Below are 20689 nucleotides of genomic sequence, written 5' to 3' on the forward strand. Positions count from 1 at the left end.
AAAAAGAGCTAACTTATGCAGTTAGCTCTTTGTGTGATTAATGGCGGAAGTGACGCATGCCAGTAAACACCATTGCCATACCAGCTTCGTCAGCTGCAGCGATAACTTCTTCATCGCGCATTGAACCACCTGGTTGGATAACAGCTGTAATACCAGCCTCTGCTGCAGCATCAATACCATCACGAAATGGGAAGAATGCATCTGATGCCATAACAGAACCTTTTACTTCAAGGTTTTCATCAGCGGCTTTAATGCCGGCAATTTTAGCTGAGTAAACGCGGCTCATTTGACCTGCACCTACACCAATAGTCATGCCGTCGCGGGCATAAACAATCGCGTTTGATTTAACAAACTTAGCCACTTTCCAGCAAAATAATAAGTCTTTGAGCTCTTGCTCAGTAGGCTGGCGCTTTGACACAACTTTTAAGTCGCCTTGCGTAACCATACCTAAATCACGGTCTTGAATTAGTACGCCGCCGTTAACACGTTTAATATCGTGACCGGTTGCTTTACCCGACCATTGACCGCACTCAAGTAAGCGTACATTTTGTTTAGCTGAAATAATTTGCGCTGCGGCTTCAGACACTTTAGGTGCAATAATTACTTCAACAAACTGACGTGAAACAATCGCTTCTGCGGTGTCTGCATCAAGCTCTTGGTTAAAGGCAATGATGCCACCAAATGCTGAAGTAGGATCTGTTTTAAACGCACGATCGTAAGCTTCAAGGATGTTTTCACCGATTGATACGCCACACGGGTTTGCATGTTTTACGATAACACAGGCTGGCACATCAAATTCTTTCACACATTCAAGCGCAGAGTCTGTATCGGCGATGTTGTTGAACGAAAGCGCTTTACCTTGTAATTGAATCGCCGTTGCTACTGATGCTTCTTGCACATCGTTTTCAACATAAAAAGCGGCGTCTTGGTGTGAGTTTTCACCGTAGCGCATATCTTGTTTTTTAGTGAACTGCATATTGATAGTGCGTGGGAATTTAGTTTCCTCTGCTGCTTCCTCAGTATAATCAGGAACCATTTTACCAAAGTAGTTAGCGATCATACCATCGTACTGTGCAGTGTGCTCGTAAGCGGCAATGGCAAGATCAAAGCGTGTTTTATACGTTGTTGAACCATTATTGCTTTGCATTTCATTGATCACACGGTCGTAATCTTTCGCGTTTACTACGATAGTCACGTCTTTATGGTTTTTAGCCGCGGCACGAACCATTGTTGGTCCACCGATATCAATGTTCTCAATGGCATCTTCAAGGCTGCAGTTTTCTTGAGCGACAGTATTCGCAAAGGGGTATAAGTTAACTACAACGATATCGATAGCTGAGATATTGTTCTCAGTCATTACGCTTTCATCTTGACCACGACGCGCTAAGATGCCGCCATGAATTTTTGGATGAAGAGTTTTAACGCGACCATCCATGATCTCAGGGTGACCTGTGTGGTCAGATACTTCAGTGACTTTAATGCCATTATCAGCAAGTAATTTACAAGTACCGCCAGTTGATAAGATGTCTACGCCTTGTGATTCAAGAGCGCGAGCAAATTCAACAATACCGGTTTTATCTGACACACTTAGTAGTGCGCGACGAATTGGACGATGTGTATCCATTGTAGTTTGATTACCTCAGTGTTTGAGCTAGCTTAGAAAGGCACTATTTTAACTGAATACCGCTTAAAAAACGATGTTTAAAGAATGAGGATTATGCAATTAGGTGCTTTTTTGAGGATTTTTAAAGATATAAAAAAAGCACCCTAAGGTGCTTTTTTGAACATATGCTGTGATATATCACAGCATATGTATTAGTTCATGCCGTATTTCTTTAGTTTCTTACGTAAAGTACCGCGGTTGATACCTAATAAGATTGCCGCACGTGTTTGGTTACCACGTGTGTAAGTCATTACTTCTTCAAGTAATGGCGCTTCTAGCTCTGAAAGAACAAGGTCGTAAACGTCTTGCACATCTTGACCGTTAAGCTGTTTTAAATAATGATGAACAGCTTTTTTCACTGCATCACGCAATGGCTGCGGTTTCTCGTGTGACTGAACATGAGGGTTAGTGATAAATGGAGAAGTCACGTTTTGTTCGAACATTGTTTATATCTCTTTCTTTCTTAGTTAGCTGCTAGTGTTATAAAGTATTGCTCTAAAGCCTCGATTTGTGCCTGTGGATTCTCGAGGACATTAAATACTCGCCTAAACTGACCATCACTGTCATGGGTTTGCAAATACCAAGATACATGTTTTCGAGCGATACGCGCTCCCATTGGTTCCCCGTAAAACGCATGAAGGTTCACTAAGTGTTCCATCAAAATACCGCGTACTTCCTCAATTGGAGGTACTGGTAAGTGTTTACCAGTTCGCAAATAGTGGTCTATCTCCCTAAATATCCAAGGGCGACCTTGGGCGGCTCGACCAATCATAATGGCATCTGCACCCGTATAGTCTAAAACCTGCTTTGCCTTTTCAGGTGATGTGATATCACCATTAGCAACCACAGGTATCGACACTGAACGTTTTATATCCCTAATAGTAGCGTATTCAGCTTCACCTTTGTACATACATGCGCGTGTACGCCCATGTACGGCCAATGAAGCTATGCCATAACGTTCAGCTATTCTCGCAATCTCTACACCGTTACGGTTGCTCTGATCCCATCCTGTACGGATTTTCAGTGTTACAGGTACATCAACAGCGCTAACCACCGCATCAATAATCTCTTCCACTAAATCAGGAAACTGTAATAGCGCTGAGCCTGCGAGTTTCTTGTTCACTTTCTTAGCTGGGCACCCCATATTAATATCTATGATCTGTGCACCATTACTTACATTGAATTGTGCAGCCTGAGCCATTAGCTCAGGATCAGCTCCTGCGATTTGCACTGCACGTATTCCCGATTCACCGCTATGATCCATACGGTTCATCGATTTTTCGGTTTTCCATACCAAAGGATTTGACGATAGCATTTCAGACACAGCTAGTCCCGCACCTAAGCGGCGACAAAGTTGTCTAAATGGTCTGTCTGTAATTCCCGCCATTGGCGCTACAATTACATTGTTCTCTAACTGATATGATCCGATACGCACTGTATTCAATAGGCCTCTTTTCAAGGGGCGCTAAGTTTACGGTTTTTTTAGCAAAAATCAAAGGCTATAAATTGAACAAAAGTGACTTTTTTTTGACTTTTGTGTATTGACATTTGATAACAGTTTGACGAACGGCTTTATTTGTCTGAATTTCATACAAAACTAATTTACTGCAAGAAAATCATTCTGTTCAGGGTTGTGTAAATAATAGGTAAAGCCTGTTAATTACAGGCTTTAGATGGTGGTTTTGGGTTAATGCTCTAAATGGAGTGATTGCTTCAAATTAAGCTTTTTTAATACCACTTACACGAGTCCACTCACCTTCAACGGCTATTTCATCAAGCGCTAAAAAAGGTGCATAAACATCAGCAACTGACTGTGCCTGTTCTTCTAAGATACCTGACATCGCAATTTTACCACCTGGTTTTAACAAGCCTAAAATCACACTGTGTAGTTCACGCAGTGGTGCGGCTAAAATATTTGCTACTACTATATCTGCTGTAAATTCAGGCTGATTTTCTGGTAGGTAAACTTCGAGTTTGTCAGCAACGCCATTGCGCTGTGCATTATCAAGGCTTGCTTCGAGCGCTTGTGGGTCGATATCAATACCAATCATGCGCTCTGCACCCAGCTTTATCGCTGCAATACCTAAAATGCCTGAGCCACAACCAAAGTCGACGACGGTTTTACCTGTTAAGTCTTGGCTTTCAAGCCATTTTAAGCATAAAGCGGTTGTAGCATGGGTGCCAGTACCAAATGCAAGACCTGGGTCTAATAGAACGTTTACAGCGTCTGGATCAGGAATATCACGCCAGCTTGGGCAGATCCATAACTTTTCACCAAATTGGATTGGGTGGAAGTTATCCATCCATTCACGTTCCCAGTCTTTGTCTTCAAGCTGCTCAATTTTATAAACTAACGAGTCGTTTATTTCGTCATGGCGTTTTAATAATGCAATCACCGCATTCATATCGTGAGTCGCTTCGAATAAACCAATTACAGTGGTATCGGCCCAGAATACAACAGTGCCGATTTTTGGTTCGTAAATAGGGGTGTCTTTAGCATCAATAAAGGTAACAGACGCACTGCCTGCTTCCATTAATAAGTCACTTACTGCATCAGCTGTTGCAGCATTGGCATTGATACGGATTTGGATCCAAGCCATGATTCTTTCCTGTAAATAGAAAAAAGGCCGCTACAGCGGCCTTTTAAATTTTAATCTGTATTTTTAGCTACTAATTATTTAGCATCTAAGAAGCTTTTCAGTAAGTCAGAGCGAGAAGGATGGCGTAATTTACGCAGTGCCTTCGCTTCGATTTGACGAATACGCTCACGGGTAACGTCAAATTGCTTGCCTACCTCTTCTAGAGTATGGTCGGTATTCATATCAATACCAAAACGCATACGTAATACTTTTGCTTCGCGGGCGGTAAGGCCGGCTAGTACATCGTTCGTTGCACCACGAAGGCTTTCCATTGTCGCTGAGTCGATAGGCGAATCAATAGTAGTATCTTCGATAAAGTCACCTAAGTGCGAATCTTCATCATCACCAATTGGCGTTTCCATTGAAATTGGCTCTTTTGCAATTTTAAGTACCTTACGGATTTTATCCTCAGGCATCATCATGCGTTCAGCTAATTCTTCTGGATTTGGCTCACGACCCATTTCTTGTAACATTTGACGTGAAATACGATTAAGTTTATTAATCGTTTCGATCATATGCACAGGAATACGGATTGTACGTGCTTGGTCAGCAATAGAGCGGGTGATTGCTTGACGGATCCACCACGTAGCATAAGTTGAGAACTTATAACCACGGCGATATTCAAACTTATCAACAGCCTTCATCAAACCAATGTTACCTTCTTGGATTAAATCCAAGAATTGTAAACCACGGTTGGTGTATTTTTTTGCAATTGAGATTACAAGACGTAAATTCGCTTCAACCATTTCTTTTTTCGCACGGCGGGCTTTCGCTTCACCAATACTCATACGACGGTTGATGTCTTTAATTCGCTCGATATTTAACCCCGTGCTTTCTTCGATCACACGTAGTTTATTGATACAGCGAATTATCTCAGGCTTCACTTCTTCAAGTTTTGCAGAGTGCTTTTCGTTGGCAGCGATTTCTAAATCAATCCACGATGCATCTGTTTCGTTATTAGCAAAATGCTTAACGAATGTTTTCTTTGGTAATTTGGCAATTTGTACAGCTTGCTTCATGACGATACGTTCTTGAATACGAACGCGATCCATCATTTCACGCATGTTATTTACCATGCGATCAAACTGTTTAGGTATTAATTTGAACGTTCGGAATAATTCGCCGATTTCAAAAATAGCAGCCTGAGAATCAGGATGTGAACGGCCTTTCTTATCGAAGGTTTCACGTGCTTTATTGTAAAGATCGCGAAGATTTTCAAAGTGAACGCGGGCCTCTTCAGGATCTGGGCCGGTATCGACTTCTTCTTCGTCTTCATCATCGTCTTTATCATCATCGTCTTCATCATCAAGCTCTTTTTCGCTTAATTCAGAACCGATATGAGTCGCAGATATAGGCGCTTCATCTTCATTTGGGTCAAAGAAACCAGAGATAATGTCGCTTAGGCGCATTTCTTCGGCTTCAAACTTGTCCCACTGTTCAAGAAGATAAGTAATTGCTTCAGGGTATTCTGCAACCGAGATTTGAACCTGGTTGATCCCTTCTTCAATACGCTTGGCAATAACGATTTCGCCTTCACGGGTTAACAGTTCAACTGTTCCCATTTCACGCATGTACATACGTACCGGATCCGTTGTACGGCCGATCTCTTTATCTACAGTGGCAAGCGCAGCAGCAGCCGCTTCAGCAGCGTCTTCATCTGTTGTCGTTTCTTGCATCATCAATTCATCGGCATCAGGTGCGTTTTCACTAACCTTAATACCCATATCATTGATCATACTAATGATATCTTCTACTTGATCTGAATCGATAATATCTTGTGGAAGGTGATCATTAACTTCTGCAAAAGTTAAATAACCTTGCTCTTTACCTTTTTGAATCAGAAGTTTTAATTGTGACTGAGGAGTTGGATCCATAGAGATTTTTTCTTCCACTCTGATAAGTTGATACAACAGGCGCCAGCTTGCTTATTTAATAAGCCAAGCTAAGTATAATTTGACGCAGTGAATAGCACAGTATAACAGCAAAAATCGTTTTTGACTAGTTGTTAGTCCCTTTTAATGCTTGAGTCAATAAGTGACATTCAAGCCGCTCATCGCTATTTAAGCCTTGAGTCTTGTCCTTTATTAATAGGGTTTCGAGACGATAATTTAAACACTGATCTTCAATAAATTTGAAAGTATTTTTAAATTCATCTTCTAAACGATCTTCATTTATCTCATGTTGCCACGTTGCGAGCTTGATTAATGCTTCATACTCTGGAGCTTCACGAAATGATTCAAGCAATTGTGCCGTAGTAAGGGGGGCCTTTTGTAATGCGTCATGCTGCAAACGAATTAGTAGCGCAATTCCGGCAATATTCATCTGTGCCAAATCAGGTAAATAAGGCACTGTTGATGCAAGTTGCGGGTGCTGGACTAATAAGCCAATAGCGCGGCGCATAGGCGTAATTTTAAACTTACGTTCAATTGAATGCTGTTGCTTTGGTGTTTTTAAACGGTTATTTAATTGCTCTTTGGTGCGGCCAATTAATCGGCCTAAGTGCTCTAATAGGTTCTCTTGATAAAACTCACTGGGTATTTTTTCGACCAATGGCAGCACTGCACTGAGTAGTTTTGCTTTACCAGCGTCAGTGGTTAAGTCAATTTCTAGGCTTAGCTTATTAAACAGTACTTTAGTAAAATCATCAGCTTGAGCTAAGCGAACTTCAAAGGCTTCTTTGCCCTCTTGTTGGACTAAGGAATCAGGATCTTCGCCATCGGGTAAAAATACAAACTGTAATGCTTTACCATCACTTAGGTAGGGGAGGGCATTTTCTAACGCACGCCACGCCGCGTCACGTCCTGCACGGTCACCATCGTAACAACAAATTACTTTGTCTGTAGTTCTAAATAAAGTATGCATGTGCTCAGCTGTAGTCGCAGTACCTAGGGCTGCGACTGCATACTCAATACCTTGCTCACTCAATGCCACTACATCCATATAACCTTCAACAATGAGTACATGGTCGAGTTTTTTATGGGCTTGTTTTGCCTCATATAAACCATATAGTTCAAAGCCTTTATGGAAAATACGAGTCTCTGGTGAATTTAAATATTTTGGCCCTTGATCTGCTTGCATGACACGTCCACCAAACGCGATAACCCGACCACGTTTATCGCGGATAGGAAACATTAAGCGGTCACGGAAAAAATCAAATTGACGACCTGGTGTTTTCTCAGAGGCCAGCTTTAGCTCAACGAGTTGCTCTTTTTGTTCTTTATTACGACCAAGTTGTTGGCACAAGCCTTCCCATTCACTGGGGGCATAGCCAATCATAAACTTTTTAACTGTTTCGCCAGTTAAGCCTCGGCCTTTTACGTAATCAATGACTGTTGCTGAGTTACTATGGTGTTTTAATTGATGTTGATAAAAACGTGCGGCATGAAGCATTAAATCATAGTCTGAGCGTTTTTGTTCCGCTGTACGTTCAGGACCACTGCTTGTGCCTTGTTCGCGAGGAACATCAAGATTCATCAGGCTAGCGAGCTCTTCAATAGCATCAACAAATTCAAGTTTGTCGTATTCCATTACAAATGAAATAGCATTGCCATTTGCGCCACAACCAAAGCAATGATAAAACTGTTTATCTTGCGACACTGTAAATGAAGGTGACTTTTCATTATGGAAAGGGCAACAGGCTTGGTAATCTTTACCGGCTTTTTTAAGACCTACTTTAGAGTCAATTAGCTCAACGATATCGGTTCTAGCGAGTAAATCGTCAATAAAATTTCGTGGGATCTTTCCGGCCATTAGTAAAGTGTAGTCCTGAAATAAATAGAAAAAGGTGAACGAATTAACTTTCGTTCGACAAATTTAGATTTGAACACAAACGCTATTTTTATAAAAGCTAAAAACGAAGAAACCGAGCACATGGCTCGGTTTGCTTAAATCATACGTCTGTATGTGGGTGTATTAGGCAGTTAATCGTTGCTTAATTAAACCAGAAATCTTACCTAAATCGGCGCGACCTTCAGCTTTGCTTTTGATTATACCCATTACTTTACCCATATCTTGCATACCTGCTGCGTTAGTATCAGCAATAGCCGCATCAATGAGGGCAATGATTTCATCTTCACTCAATTGTTGAGGTAAGAATTCTTCAAGTGCCGTAATCTCATTGGCTTCAATTTCGGCTAAATCTTCTCGACCAGCATCAGTGTACTGGGTATAAGAATCACGGCGCTGTTTAACAAGCTTCACTAAGACTGCGGTAATACCGTCATCATCAAGTGTTATTTGCTCGTCAATTTCACGCTGTTTGATAGCAGCAAGTACCATACGAATTGGGTTAAGACGTTGTTTGTCTTTCGCTCGCATCGCATCTTTTTGTGCATCTTTTAGCTTTATTAAAAGGCTCATTTATACAAGACCAATACGGATCAATATAATTTAACGCGACGTGCGTTATCGCGAGAAAGCTTTTTCATGTGACGCTTAACTGCAGCAGCTTTTTTACGCTTACGCTCAGCTGTTGGCTTTTCATAGTGCTCGCGACGACGAACTTCTGAAAGGATACCTGCTTTTTCACATGAACGCTTGAAGCGACGAAGTGCTACGTCAAACGGTTCGTTCTCTCTTACTTTAATTACTGGCATTAAAAATTCACCTACCTAAATAATGAGCGTTGCTCAAGTTGATCAGACAATGATCAAGTGGTTCAAAAATGGTGCGGTATTGTAATCCGAAGCCACACCACATGTAAAGGATAAATATTGACTGTCCCGACAGGAAACTGAAAATATTTCTATGTTATTAATTTTACTGTAATTGATAGAGCCTACATAATACTTGCCCAGCAACTTTCTCTTTTAATAACAGCCAATTGCTTGGTGTTTGTAAAGGGCTAAGTTCGTTTTCGACTTCAACATAAATGAGTGCATTTTTACTTAGCCACTCATTTTCACTCAGTAAATCACAGCATTTTTTTGCCAGATTCTGACGAAACGGCGGGTCAACAAAGACTAAATCGAACTGCTGTTGTAACGTATTTTGGCTCAAATACACTAAACTATCAGTACAATTTATCTGCGCATTTGTGAGCTTTAATGTCTCAGTATTGGCTTTTAATTGTGCTGAAGCAAGTTTATCCCTCTCTAAAAATACAGCTGAGTTGGCAAAACGCGACAATGCTTCGAACCCTAACCCACCAGAACCGGCAAAACAATCAAGCACATTTGCACCGTGAATATCTTGCATTAACCAGTTAAATACAGTTTCTTTTATGCGATCTGTGGTTGGACGAAGCCCTTGTACATCTTTTACTGGTAGCTTGCGGCCACGAAATTGCCCACTGATGATTCTGATGACACCATCATTTACTTTGTTATTTATCTGTTTTTGTGATGATTTATTTCTCATTTAGCTCACTAAAAAATGGTATCTAGAACTTAGCTCAGATAATATTGTAATCATATAGTAGCGTGTCATTTTTCAACTGCGCTAAAAGTGTTACTATGAGCATCTTAGACAATATATTGTGGTTATTGGCAGTTTGGTATTAATACAATACCGTCAGTACGCAAATTATTTCCGTTAGTTTATCAGATTTTTATAAGTGGTTATTAGCAAGTATGGCAAAAAAAAATAAATTCCTGTCTTGGTTAGGTTTTGGTAAGTCAGATAAAAACCAGCAAGTAGAACAAGCAGCCGAAGAGGCTAATAACCAACAAGCAGAAGCTGAGCGTTTAGAGCAAGAACGTATTACAGCAGAGCGCCTAGAGGCTGAGCGTGTAGAACAAGAGCGTATTGCAGCAGAGCAGCAGGCAGAAGCCGAACGTGTAGAGCAAGAACGTATTGAAGCAGAGCGTCTTGAGGCTGAACGTGTAGATCAAGAACGTATTGCAGCAGAGCGTCTCGAGGCTGAACGTGTAGAGCAAGAGCGTATTGCAGCAGAAGCTCGCGATGCTGAGCGTTTAGCGATTGCAGATGCTGAATTAGCCGCAGCTGAAAAAGCAGAGCAGCAACGTCGCGACGAAGCCGCTCGTTTAGCTGAACAACAAGAAGCTATGTTGTTACAACAAGAGCAACAGGCTACCGAGCAAGCGCAACGTGAAGCGGAGCGTATTGCAGCAGAAGCTCGCGATGCTGAGCGTTTAGCTATTGCAGGTGCTGAATTAGCCGCAGCTGAAAAAGCAGAGCAGCAACGTCGCGACGAAGCCGCTCGTTTAGCTGAACAACAAGAAGCTATGTTGTTACAACAAGAACAACAGGCTACCGAGCAAGCGCAACGTGAAGCGGAGAGTATTGCAGCGGAAAAGGCAGAAGCTGAGCATGTAGAACAACAACGTATTGCAGCAGAACGTCTAAAGGCTGAGCGTTTAGAGCAAGAACGTATTGCAGCAGAGCGTCTCGAGGCTGAGCGTTTAGAACAAGAACGTATTGCAGCAGAGCAGGCTGAAGCTGAGCGTTTAGAACAAGAACGTATTGCAGCAGAACATGCTGAAGCTGAGCGTTTAGAACAACAACGTATTTCAGCAGAGCAGGCCGAAGCTGAGCGTTTAGAGCAAGAGCGTATTGCAGCAGAGCAGGCTGAAGCTGAGCGTGTAGAACAACAACGTATTGCAGCAGAGCGTCTCGAGGCTGAGCGTTTAGAACAACAACGTATTGCAGCAGAGCAGGCTGAAGCTGAGCGTTTAGAACAACAACGTATTGCAGCAGAGCAGGCTGAAGCTGAGCGTTTAGAGCAAGAACGTATTGCAGCAGAACATGCTGAAGCTGAGCGTTTAGAGCAACAACGTATTGCAGCAGAAGAAGCTAAAGCAGCAGAAAAGCCGAAAAAAGAAGGTTTCTTTGCTCGTCTTAAAAAAGGTTTATTAAAAACGCGTGTAAATATAGGCTCAGGTTTTGCGTCAATTTTTACAGGTAAAAAGATTGATGATGAGCTGTTTGAAGATCTTGAAACGCAGTTATTAACAGCGGATTTGGGTGTTGATACCACCATGAAACTGATCGACAGCCTTACTGATGCGGCTAACCGTAAACAGTTAAAAGATGGCGATGCACTGTATGAATTAATGAAGCAAGAAATGGCTGCTATGCTTAAAACCGCAGAGCAACCTTTAGTTATACCTGCAGATAAAAAACCATTTGTTATTTTAATGGTGGGCGTAAATGGTGTTGGTAAAACAACCACCATTGGTAAATTAGCTAAGCAGTTTCAAGATGAAGGCAAATCAGTCATGTTAGCGGCAGGGGATACGTTCCGTGCAGCAGCCGTTGAGCAACTACAAGTATGGGGTGAGCGTAATAAAATCCCAGTAATAGCACAGCACACCGGTGCCGATAGTGCCTCAGTGGTATTTGATGCATTTCAAGCAGCAAAAGCGCGTAATGTTGATGTGTTAATTGCCGATACAGCAGGACGCTTGCAAAATAAAGATAATCTAATGCAAGAGCTTGAAAAGATTGCGCGTGTGATGAAAAAGATTGACCCAGATGCGCCACATGAAGTCATGCTAACAATTGATGCGGGCACAGGGCAAAATGCAATTAGCCAAGTAAACTTATTTAATCAGTGTGTTGGTCTTACAGGGATAACTTTATCTAAGTTAGATGGTACGGCTAAAGGTGGGGTTATCTTCGCCGTGGCTGATAAGTTTAATATTCCGATCCGTTATATTGGTGTTGGCGAAGGCATTGAAGATTTACGTGCATTTAATAGCAATGACTTCATTGATGCGCTATTTAGCCAAGATGAGGACAACGCTTAATATACCCATTGGTATTAATAAAAGGGAGCAAGCTCCCTTTTCAGCTGCAGATGATTGATAATTAAAATGATAAATTTTCAGCAAGTGAGTAAAACATATCCCGGCGGCCATCGTGCACTGGAAAAAGTGAGCTTTCATATTAAGCCCGGAGAACTGGCTTTTTTAACCGGTCATAGTGGTGCAGGTAAAAGTACCTTACTTAAACTAATTAGTTTAATGGAACGTCCATCAGCGGGTCACGTATTTATAAATGGTGTTGATTTAAATACAGTGAAACCAAGACAAATCCCTTATGTACGCCGAGATATCGGGATTATCTTTCAAAATCATCGTCTATTAGAGCGTCATACAATTTTTGATAATGTTGCTTTACCCTTAATAATAGAAGGCACACACCATAAGCAAATTGAAAAACGAGTTCATGGTGCACTTGATAAAGTTGGCTTGCTTGATAAAGTAAAGTGCCACCCATCAACGCTTTCTGGTGGCGAACAACAGCGAGTCGGCATTGCACGCGCCATTGTCAATTCACCTCCATTGTTACTTGCTGATGAGCCAACCGGTAATTTAGATCCTGAACTTTCAATGGATATTTTACGTTTGTTTGAAGAGTTTAATAACCATGGGACTACTGTCTTAATTGCCACTCATGATCTTGGTCTCATATCGAGAATGAAATATCGCAGCTTAACGTTAAAAGATGGCCGAATGAGTCAAGACCCATTGGCTGAGGCATCATTATGAGTTTGTTATTTAAAGGCCGAAAAAGCCAAAATGAACGAGTGAAAAAATCTATTTTTTCGAATAGTTACTTTTTTGTTTTAAATATTTTTCGCCAAGGAATTCATAGCTTAGGTGAAATGTGGCGCACGCCAATGGCCTCAATGATGACAATTGCCGTATTGGGTTTAAGCTTAACCCTACCAGCAACTCTTTATTTGGTTGTTAAAAACGTCCAGCAAGTTAGCAGTGGATTTGAAGAAGCTGCAGAGATCTCATTATTTGTAAAAGAATCCATGAGTGAGCAGGAAACGCAGACCTTAGTAAAACGTTTAGCCTTGTATTCAGAAATAGATACGGTCACTTTTATTTCAAAGCAACACGCATTAACTGAATTTAAAGAGGTATCAGGGTTTGGCCAAGCACTTGAATATTTAGATTCGAACCCATTGCCAGATGTTGTAATAGTTACACCAACATCAAAACATCGCCAACCAAACGCAGCACAAGCACTATTAAAAAAACTAGAAGCTGAACGAGAAGTGGATTTTGGTAAGCTAGATATCGCATGGTTAGAGCGCTTAAATGCATTACTTAGCTTATTAAAGGAAAGTGTGCTCACCATTACACTGCTTTTACTTACCTCAGTAACCTTGATTATTGGCAATACTATTCGATTATCTATTATGGATAAGAAAGAAGAGATCCAAGTAATGAAGCTCGTGGGTGCAACAAATACGTTTATCCACGCACCTTTCCTATGGACAGGTATTTGGTATGGCATTATAGGTGGTTTGTTTGCCTTTATATGCGTAGCTTTAATGATGTGGTGGCTTGGGGCCGCGGTTACGCAGGTCGCAGGCGTTTACCAAACAAGTTTTAATTTAGTTGGGCTAAGTGTTGGCGAATTTGCCGCACTGGTAATGCTTGCAACTAGTTTAGGCTTTGTTGGCTCATATTTATCAGTTAATCGCTACATTAAAGAAATAGAGCCCGATAAAGTGTAACAATTGTTGTTTATAATCACCAGTTACGTTGGTGGTAGGTAATACTGCTAATGCTACCAACGTACCGCAAAGCTAGAATTCATCGCTTATTCAGGCGTTTAAAGTACAATAAAAAACATCAAAAAAACCACTTGCTTCAATCGAAAAAAAGTTTTACATTGAAGTTAGCACTCTAAGTTAAAGAGTGCTAAGATGGTTTCAAATGTTTATCACTGAGGTGAAAAATGAGTAAAGATATATACGCAATGGCACTCACAGTTGGACAGCAAAGCGCAAGTATTGATGGTTACCTTCAAGCGGTAAGTACAATACCAATGCTAGGTGCTGAGCAAGAAAAAGAGTTGGCGACTCGTCTCCAGGAAGATGGCGATCTTAGTGCTGCAAAGCAACTCATCATGTCTCATCTTCGCTTTGTTGCACACATTGCTAAAGGTTATTCAGGTTATGGTTTACCACAAGCCGATTTAATCCAAGAAGGCAACATAGGCCTAATGAAAGCAGTAAAACGTTTTGACCCTACCGTGGGTGTACGTTTGGTTTCATTTGCAGTGCATTGGATTAAAGCTGAAATACACGAATTTGTACTTAAAAATTGGCGCATCGTAAAAGTTGCGACAACAAAAGCACAGCGTAAATTGTTCTTTAACCTTCGTAAGAACAAAAAGCGTTTAGGTTGGTTTAACCAAGCTGAAGTAGCAACCGTCGCGAGCGAGCTAGGTGTAAGTGAAAAAGAAGTTCGTGAAATGGAATCGCGCATGAGCGGCCAAGACATGGGCTTTGATTTAACCGGTGACGACAGTGATGACGCGCCAACAAGCACATACTCACCAGTGCAGTACTTAACAGACGGCAGCAACGATTTAGCTGACGAGGTTGAACAGCAGCAATGGCAAGAGCAATCGCACACACGTTTGTTCAGTGCTTTAAAAACGCTTGATGAGCGTTCACAAGACATTGTTAGCGCACGTTGGCTATCAGACGACAAAGCAACACTGCAAGAGCTTGCGCAAAAGTACAGCGTATCTGCAGAGCGTGTTCGTCAGCTTGAAAAAACAGCGATGAAAAAGCTACAAGCTGCAATGAGTTAATCACAGCTTAGTAAGAATATTAAAAGCCCCGCATGAAAATGCGGGGCTTTTTGGTTTTAAGAGTAAGCATCAATTCTTTAGCGGTGTTATTACTGCCAGCCATTCAGTCAGTAAAGCAGGGCATATTTAGAAGATTTGGGAACATATGTTCCTTTAGTTGAAAAAACAGCCTAATTTATATATTCTGATTGTCAGCCACTGTTAAAAGGAATTAATGTGCGACTCTACCATTTTTCACTTGTAATTATTGCTGTGATAATTTTGTTTATCCAGCTTGAACCCACCTATTACGTTATTAACTATGTCACCATACCTGCATCGGTATTATGTTTATTTGGGTTAATTTACCAGTACACGCAAAAAAATATTTTTGGTTATATCGCAATGGCAGGATTTGCCGTTTTTTTACCCATTGGCGCTTTAGGCATTTTGTCTATCAGAGAGGCAATGGATAAAAAAATGAAACTTGAATTTATAAGGAAGTTAAATAATGACTGATATGGTAATCGAAAAACCAACCACAATAATTAAAGTAGCCACTGAAAAATTAACACCACAATTAATCATCGGTATTCTTATCGTTATTGCAGGTTTTGTGCTGATCCCTAATATAATTGGCCTAGGTTTCATGCTGATTATTTTTTATTTCGTAAATAGTAGTATCGAGGTGGTAAGAATTTACCCAAAATACTCAGAAATAAAATTGGCAATTATTCGCCCTCGTTGGCTTATTTTAGATGCCAGTGTAGAAAGCGCAGAGGTGGACGGTAAAAACTTACTGCTAAAAATTAACGAAGAAGATAAGCAACTCACCAGAAAGATCCCGCTAAATGCGCTATCAGCAGCTGATAGTGAAAGCGTTATAAAATACTACCAATCTCAAGCGAAGCATAACACCAAAAAATAACGCCCCTCTACATTCGCGCTAAATAACTAATGCAGGTTGGTTATTTAGCGTGAAGCGAAACCCAATGAAAAATCTCCAAGCATGATATCTGATCGTTGAGTTGTTGACTGTTCTGAACGCGTCATAAATGAATATTTAAAATGTGATAAGCAAAAAGTAAAACGCAATCTCATTATTTTTTTACAACAGGCGCGTTATAAAAAACAAACACTTGCCCAAATTGATTACAAGTGTAATACTTTTGATTACATCTGTAATCAAGTCTGTATTTAACAATTTACAGGCTAATAATGAGAGGGCAAAGCTTGTGAAAAAGCATATTACCATAGGTTTCTTTTTGGCCATATATACCTTAAGTGCACAAGCACAAGAGTCAAAGTTCGAGGCTGTACTCGCGTGTCATAATTCAGCTGACGCGCCGGGTATGGCGATTAGACTAGAGCAATCGGGTTCACTTGCTTATAGTGGTGCTATTGGTTTGGCAAATATGACTACATTGAGAGAGCTTCATGTAGATGACGTATTTCAAATCGGCTCAGTGACAAAAACATTCACCGCAGCGGCTATTTTAAAGCTTTCTGAGCAAAAGAAATTGTCACTACAGGATTCATTGGTAAAGTATATTCCCGATATTAATCCAGAATATAAATATTTAAGTATTGAACGAATTTTAAGTCATACATCAGGCCTACCCGATTACTTAGGTGACCCTCACGTTACTGCACTTTATGATCAATATGCACCATTAGATCAAGTTATAAAGAGTATCAGCAAGCAATCAGTGCTGTCGAAACCGGGAATGGAATATAGCTATTCAAATTTGGGCTATGTGCTTTTAGGTAAAGTGATTGAAGCCTCTTCGGGTGTTTCTTATGAGCAGTTTCTATCTCAAACCTTTTTTACACCACTAAAAATGAATAACACGTTTGTTATTACTAAAGGAACAACGACAGGTGAGGTCAAGGGTTATACAAGCGAACCAAATAAACCCGATCAATACCTATCACCTGAGCAATCCATACAGAGAAAATGGAATGTAGACCGTAGTTGGATTGCTTCAGCTGGAGCAATTGCCTCTACGCTTGCAGATATGAGCTTATGGCAAAACGCATTAAAATCGGGGCAAGTTATTTCAGCGCACAACTTCCAATTAATGACGACCCAAGCAGCATTGATAAATAAAGACAGAATAAACTACGGGTATGGTGTAGATGTATATCCCATAAGTGGATTAAATAGCTTTAGTCATCAAGGAATGGTGCCTGGTTTTTTTACATGGCATGTTTATTTTCCAACTGTAGATTTAACAGCTACAGCATTTGCCAATATTGATAGTAAGCACCCTGGTCCAGCTTTATTAGATATGATCGCTTTGCAATTGAATTTATCGCCTCAGCCTGTAAAAGGGGAAAAAGCAGCCCGTACAGCTAGATCTTTAATTGGACGCTATCAATCAGCTGACATGAAAATGTTGACTATATCATATGAAAATAATGTTCTTTATTCTCATTATGAGGGAGAAGAAAAACGAAAGATTATTCCACGAGAGAATAATGCCTACTCTTACGAATGCACTGAAAACTATTTTCAGCTTAGAGATAATAATGGCACAAACGAAATAGTGCCAGTGTCATTATATCATGGTGAACAATCCCCTTTAATAAAGCTATAAATACTTTATTTTAACCTTTAATTTTTATAAGTAATTTTATTTTCTTGTTGAATTTAAAATATGAATAGGCATTTAAGCCTCCAAAAGGTGCAATTTCCTTTTTAAATTTAGCTGCAGGTGTAATCTCAACGGAACCGGAGGCGCCATTTCAGGTTAATTCGAATACACCAAGAGTTTCTATGGATGGGTGGAGCCAAGGGGCTGTTTTGGAGCTAGGGAAGGGCCGAATAGCCGTATTTTCTGAAGGTATGATGTTCTCATCCCAGTTAGACAGCACAACAGGTAAAAAGTATGGATTAACATCAGCTGGTGCGCAACATAATGAACAATTTTTGAACAGTGTTATGCACTGGCTTGTGGAGGAACTCTAATATTTATGGGTAGCAACCACACGACATAGGCTCTGCCTTGCCTAAATACCACACAGTCTGCTGCAAAATCAATCATGAAAGGTCACACGCCCTAGCTCTTTGTTGGCACACAAAACTAAACACGTCACGAGCTTGATTGAAACTTACAGCTTACAGTGCGCAATGACTATTTAGCTTCACAAGGTTTAGCGTCATTGAGAGATATTTATTACGGAAGATGGGCTGCCCATTGTACTTCCTATTAATAAAACAAGTCATAGGACGGCTGTTTTCTTAGTTGATTTTAATTCACTTATATCGGGTTTGTTATTAAACATTTCACCGTCTTCTTTCTTTTCGATGACTTCTTTTTGTTGCGCTTCTACCACGTGTTTTTTTCCTGGGTTGAAAATAGCATCTACTTCTAAGAAAGCTCCGCTGACGGAACTCTGACCTGAAACAGTGCTTTTATTTTTCTTTTTGAACCAATCCAAATTAAGAGTTTTGTACGTAACAGCAATTCCAATAACAGGTATAAACCAAACACAAAGAAACAAGACTAAACGCTTTTGCAATGAAGGTACCCATTGATGAATTTCTTTCGATATATGGGCGTTGACCAAAATGTGAAATACAGCAATGATTGATCCCAGAGCTAACAACTTAGTGTGATCCATAACTAGTAACCCTCTAAAAGCCTAACGAGCTTGTACGATAACTCGTTTTTAAGCTATTTTATATTGATGGTTCAACCATAGCTGGGTTCCTATTTTGGTTCAATCGGTTACTTTGATTTTACGTAAAATATAAAAAGAGGACTTGGTGTTGTTTTAATGCTAAGAGCTTGGTAACAGAAGCTAAGACGCGTGTTATGTTGTAGGCGGGAGTTTATCTCGCGCTTCGGTTGGTACATTTTTTAAGAAATAACCTTGGTGAAAAAATTAGGTGAATTATTCACAAAGAGACTAAGTGATTAATAAAGCATAAAATATATAAATAATAGAGGTAAAAATTAGATTGCTTTGTGCCCGTTAGCGCGAGTTAGTGATTTTGATGTCTGAAGACAAGATCTGATCCGATTACTCGCCGTAGGATAAGAATGTGCTACTGGCGGCAATGGCGCTCTTTATAAAAGGAATAGCACGCACTAAAGTGCGCAGTTTAATGAAATTGGGTGTTAACGAACGACTGGCCATAGCCTGTGGTATCACCAGTACCAAAAGTAGGCGCTTGGAAGCGAAGGCCCTTTTAGAAGCTCAAAAACAAAAGGAATTAACATTGTATTAGGCAATGATTACCTAGCGTCACAAGGTTTAGTGTCATTGAGAGATGTTTGGATCAATATTCATTACGGGAGATGAGTCGCCCATCGCACTTCCTGCTAATAAAAAGCGCATGATGAGTGGTGTGGGGGCTGGAGGTTAGAGACCTCCGGCTACCCGATTAGCAGTTGCTTACTCAAGCATAAAACTTTCTATTTCTTCGAATAATGGTTTAAAATGCTCTAATGTTTTATTTTCCAAAATCTCATCTACTGTTAATTTGGCAATATGCTTACTCAATCCTTCTTTACCTTTATCAGTAAAAGAATAATTAATTAAAAGCTGATGATATTCTGATTGTTCACCAATTAACTCATCAGGATCTTTCTTTAATTCAAACAGCTCTGTCACTTTGTTTTTTGTGAATTTTTTTGCCATCGACTCTTTTTTTTCTAACCATCCTTTACTCAAAGCAAGTTTCCAAATATGTTCAGGCAAACATGTTTCTAAATCCGCAACAACATTAAAGCCTTTCTTTACTAAGTTGTATACTTGGGGTGGCTTAGTCAAAAGACTTACATTAATATTTTTTTGTGTTTTGCTATCTTTCAAGAAGTCATCGATTAATTGCTTACATTCAATACCTGCAGGGTCATGATCTAAAATCAATGCTCCTTTAAGTTTGTGTTGTTCTTTATTGTGCTTCTGTATTAAGTGAAATGCTTTAGCTTTATCCGTAGCTGAATTTGCACAGTTATTTCCTTTTAAATCAAAATATACCTGTTCTGATAAATTAGGTGCATATACTTCTACAACTTTAGAAAAGACCCCCTTATCTGATTTGCCCTCAATAAATATTCTATGCTGCTTATGTGTTGTTAACTCACCTTCAAGCGAGCTAATTATTTCAGCTTGTTTAAGTTTTTCTTCGAACCATTTTTTCTCTTGATCTGCAATGATAGGGGCAATTAAAGGCATAAACCCTAACTTCTGATGTAAGTTTTCATCGTCAATAATACTCAATTCTGTTGAACCTGTATTTTCACATTTACTTACATGAAAACGTGTTGCTTTCAGATTAGGTAGATCTTCGATACCTTCTCCAATGTTATATATTGCAGGCGAATGAGTAGTTAGAATTATTTGAATATTATTTTTTGCTGCTTCAATAAATTGCTTATTTAGCGCAAAGCATGAAGAAAACTCTACATTATTTTCAGGCTCCTCAAAACCCCATATTTGTGGAGTTATAAGTGTTTTGTGTCTATTGCCACTCTTGTCGCCTATAAACCTCAACATTGATGGTATATGTCTTATTTTCACACCATCACCGCGCCGCGAGAGAGGTATATTGTTAGAGTTAAACTCCAATGTCTCAAATATACTTCGCAAATTTTGAGGTAAAGAAATTGAATTGTTATTATTGCATATTCTCCCCAGCTTTGATCACCCAATGGCGTTAACTTTGATCACTTACTTTCATTAAGCTTTGATCACGAAAATCACTCGATAATGATCACTTTTGTGTTCTTAATGATTTTGCCGATCAAAGCTTAATGCCACTCGTTACCGAGTTCACGTTTTATCATTTTTGTAGGTATGTTAAACCGTTATCTAAATCGTTTGATGAGGATAACAATAATGTCAACAAGACCTATATCTATGAGTAAAT

General features: G+C 40.0%; 19 protein-coding genes and 1 pseudogene. 9 read left to right on the top strand and 11 right to left on the bottom strand.

Translation table 11 applies throughout. The features are described 5' to 3' along the window. Positions 1 to 37: 37 nt before the first annotated feature. The 9 genes from purH to rsmD all read right to left on the bottom strand — a co-directional run bounded on the left by purH (position 38) and on the right by rsmD (position 9660). Complete coding sequence (gene purH / locus ADS77_RS19515) at positions 38 to 1624, bottom strand: bifunctional phosphoribosylaminoimidazolecarboxamide formyltransferase/IMP cyclohydrolase (RefSeq protein ID WP_054203051.1); 1587 nt, start codon at positions 1622 to 1624, stop codon at positions 38 to 40. Positions 1625 to 1815: 191 nt separating this feature from the next. Beyond that, a complete protein-coding gene (gene fis / locus ADS77_RS19520) occupies positions 1816 to 2106 on the bottom strand; it encodes a DNA-binding transcriptional regulator Fis (protein ID WP_002957804.1) in 291 nt (96 codons plus the stop codon). Between the two features lie 20 nt (positions 2107 to 2126). Continuing rightward, entirely contained in the window at positions 2127 to 3098 is a 972-nt protein-coding gene (gene dusB, locus ADS77_RS19525; RefSeq protein ID WP_170174191.1) for a tRNA dihydrouridine synthase DusB, read from the bottom strand. Positions 3099 to 3381: 283 nt separating this feature from the next. Next, positions 3382 to 4263, bottom strand: coding sequence for a 50S ribosomal protein L11 methyltransferase (gene prmA / locus ADS77_RS19530; RefSeq protein WP_054203053.1), 882 nt, complete (start codon positions 4261 to 4263; stop codon positions 3382 to 3384). A gap of 74 nt (positions 4264 to 4337) precedes the next feature. Continuing rightward, entirely contained in the window at positions 4338 to 6176 is a 1839-nt protein-coding gene (gene rpoD / locus ADS77_RS19535; protein ID WP_054203054.1) for an RNA polymerase sigma factor RpoD, read from the bottom strand. 124 nt (positions 6177 to 6300) lie between these two features. Then, a complete protein-coding gene (dnaG, locus tag ADS77_RS19540) occupies positions 6301 to 8052 on the bottom strand; it encodes a DNA primase (protein WP_054203055.1) in 1752 nt (583 codons plus the stop codon). A 162-nt stretch (positions 8053 to 8214) separates the two neighbouring features. After that, positions 8215 to 8661, bottom strand: a complete 447-nt coding sequence (locus tag ADS77_RS19545; protein ID WP_054203056.1) for a GatB/YqeY domain-containing protein — start codon at positions 8659 to 8661, stop codon at positions 8215 to 8217. A 20-nt stretch (positions 8662 to 8681) separates the two neighbouring features. After that, positions 8682 to 8897, bottom strand: a complete 216-nt coding sequence (gene rpsU / locus ADS77_RS19550; protein WP_002957797.1) for a 30S ribosomal protein S21 — start codon at positions 8895 to 8897, stop codon at positions 8682 to 8684. Positions 8898 to 9060: 163 nt separating this feature from the next. Further along, positions 9061 to 9660 (bottom strand): 16S rRNA (guanine(966)-N(2))-methyltransferase RsmD, encoded by a 600-nt coding sequence (rsmD, locus tag ADS77_RS19555; protein ID WP_054203057.1) that lies wholly within the window; start codon positions 9658 to 9660, stop codon positions 9061 to 9063. A gap of 212 nt (positions 9661 to 9872) precedes the next feature. On the opposite strand from rsmD, the gene ftsY reads away from it, so the two are divergent. From ftsY to ADS77_RS19595, 8 genes are all read left to right on the top strand, one after another. Beyond that, a complete protein-coding gene (gene ftsY, locus ADS77_RS19560; RefSeq protein WP_082355728.1) occupies positions 9873 to 12011 on the top strand; it encodes a signal recognition particle-docking protein FtsY in 2139 nt (712 codons plus the stop codon). 66 nt (positions 12012 to 12077) lie between these two features. Then, positions 12078 to 12755: a cell division ATP-binding protein FtsE gene (gene ftsE, locus ADS77_RS19565; RefSeq protein ID WP_054203058.1), complete on the top strand. Its 678-nt coding sequence runs from the start codon at positions 12078 to 12080 to the stop codon at positions 12753 to 12755. After that, positions 12752 to 13738: a permease-like cell division protein FtsX gene (gene ftsX / locus ADS77_RS19570; RefSeq protein WP_054203059.1), complete on the top strand. Its 987-nt coding sequence runs from the start codon at positions 12752 to 12754 to the stop codon at positions 13736 to 13738. Before ftsE ends, ftsX begins: the two co-directional genes overlap by 4 nt. A gap of 224 nt (positions 13739 to 13962) precedes the next feature. Then, complete coding sequence (gene rpoH, locus ADS77_RS19575) at positions 13963 to 14826, top strand: RNA polymerase sigma factor RpoH (RefSeq protein ID WP_054203060.1); 864 nt, start codon at positions 13963 to 13965, stop codon at positions 14824 to 14826. Between the two features lie 216 nt (positions 14827 to 15042). Next, positions 15043 to 15324, top strand: a complete 282-nt coding sequence (locus ADS77_RS19580) for a hypothetical protein (protein WP_054455914.1) — start codon at positions 15043 to 15045, stop codon at positions 15322 to 15324. Next, entirely contained in the window at positions 15317 to 15733 is a 417-nt protein-coding gene (locus ADS77_RS19585; protein WP_054455915.1) for a hypothetical protein, read from the top strand. The genes ADS77_RS19580 and ADS77_RS19585 overlap by 8 nt, the downstream gene beginning before the upstream one ends. Before the next feature lie 307 nt (positions 15734 to 16040). Continuing rightward, the gene (locus tag ADS77_RS19590; protein ID WP_054455916.1) at positions 16041 to 17405 is read left to right on the top strand and encodes a serine hydrolase domain-containing protein; all 1365 of its coding nucleotides are present in this window, start codon (positions 16041 to 16043) and stop codon (positions 17403 to 17405) included. 179 nt (positions 17406 to 17584) lie between these two features. Continuing rightward, on the top strand, positions 17585 to 17776 hold the full coding sequence (locus tag ADS77_RS19595) for a hypothetical protein (protein WP_054455918.1): 192 nt from the start codon (positions 17585 to 17587) through the stop codon (positions 17774 to 17776). A 254-nt stretch (positions 17777 to 18030) separates the two neighbouring features. Here ADS77_RS19595 and ADS77_RS19600 read toward each other — a convergent pair whose 3' ends face one another. Next, positions 18031 to 18432, bottom strand: coding sequence for a hypothetical protein (locus ADS77_RS19600; RefSeq protein WP_054455919.1), 402 nt, complete (start codon positions 18430 to 18432; stop codon positions 18031 to 18033). A gap of 407 nt (positions 18433 to 18839) precedes the next feature. On the opposite strand from ADS77_RS19600, the pseudogene ADS77_RS22805 reads away from it, so the two are divergent. Next, positions 18840 to 19116: pseudogene (locus tag ADS77_RS22805) on the top strand (hypothetical protein); the annotation flags it as partial. Between the two features lie 93 nt (positions 19117 to 19209). Here the strand turns inward: ADS77_RS22805 and ADS77_RS19610 are convergent. Beyond that, the gene (locus ADS77_RS19610; protein WP_410054820.1) at positions 19210 to 20457 is read right to left on the bottom strand and encodes an AAA family ATPase; all 1248 of its coding nucleotides are present in this window, start codon (positions 20455 to 20457) and stop codon (positions 19210 to 19212) included. Positions 20458 to 20689: the final 232 nt, after the last annotated feature.

The sequence above is a fragment of the Pseudoalteromonas porphyrae genome, from assembly GCF_001298125.1.
Taxonomy (GTDB): Bacteria; Pseudomonadota; Gammaproteobacteria; order Enterobacterales; family Alteromonadaceae; genus Pseudoalteromonas; species Pseudoalteromonas neustonica.

Bases quoted from the DNA above. Each gene is read 5' to 3' on its own strand.
- prmA (WP_054203053.1), bottom strand. From the start codon at position 4,263: ATGGCTTGGATCCAAATCCGTATCAATGCCAATGCTGCAACAGCTGAT.
- ADS77_RS19585 (WP_054455915.1), top strand. From the start codon at position 15,317: ATGACTGATATGGTAATCGAAAAACCAACCACAATAATTAAAGTAGCC.
- ADS77_RS19545 (WP_054203056.1), bottom strand. From the start codon at position 8,661: ATGAGCCTTTTAATAAAGCTAAAAGATGCACAAAAAGATGCGATGCGA.
- ftsE (WP_054203058.1), top strand. From the start codon at position 12,078: ATGATAAATTTTCAGCAAGTGAGTAAAACATATCCCGGCGGCCATCGT.
- ADS77_RS19595 (WP_054455918.1), top strand. From the start codon at position 17,585: ATGGATGGGTGGAGCCAAGGGGCTGTTTTGGAGCTAGGGAAGGGCCGA.
- ADS77_RS19600 (WP_054455919.1), bottom strand. From the start codon at position 18,432: ATGGATCACACTAAGTTGTTAGCTCTGGGATCAATCATTGCTGTATTT.
- ftsX (WP_054203059.1), top strand. From the start codon at position 12,752: ATGAGTTTGTTATTTAAAGGCCGAAAAAGCCAAAATGAACGAGTGAAA.
- rpsU (WP_002957797.1), bottom strand. From the start codon at position 8,897: ATGCCAGTAATTAAAGTAAGAGAGAACGAACCGTTTGACGTAGCACTT.
- rpoD (WP_054203054.1), bottom strand. From the start codon at position 6,176: ATGGATCCAACTCCTCAGTCACAATTAAAACTTCTGATTCAAAAAGGT.
- rpoH (WP_054203060.1), top strand. From the start codon at position 13,963: ATGAGTAAAGATATATACGCAATGGCACTCACAGTTGGACAGCAAAGC.
- dnaG (WP_054203055.1), bottom strand. From the start codon at position 8,052: ATGGCCGGAAAGATCCCACGAAATTTTATTGACGATTTACTCGCTAGA.
- purH (WP_054203051.1), bottom strand. From the start codon at position 1,624: ATGGATACACATCGTCCAATTCGTCGCGCACTACTAAGTGTGTCAGAT.
- fis (WP_002957804.1), bottom strand. From the start codon at position 2,106: ATGTTCGAACAAAACGTGACTTCTCCATTTATCACTAACCCTCATGTT.
- ftsY (WP_082355728.1), top strand. From the start codon at position 9,873: ATGGCAAAAAAAAATAAATTCCTGTCTTGGTTAGGTTTTGGTAAGTCA.
- rsmD (WP_054203057.1), bottom strand. From the start codon at position 9,660: ATGAGAAATAAATCATCACAAAAACAGATAAATAACAAAGTAAATGAT.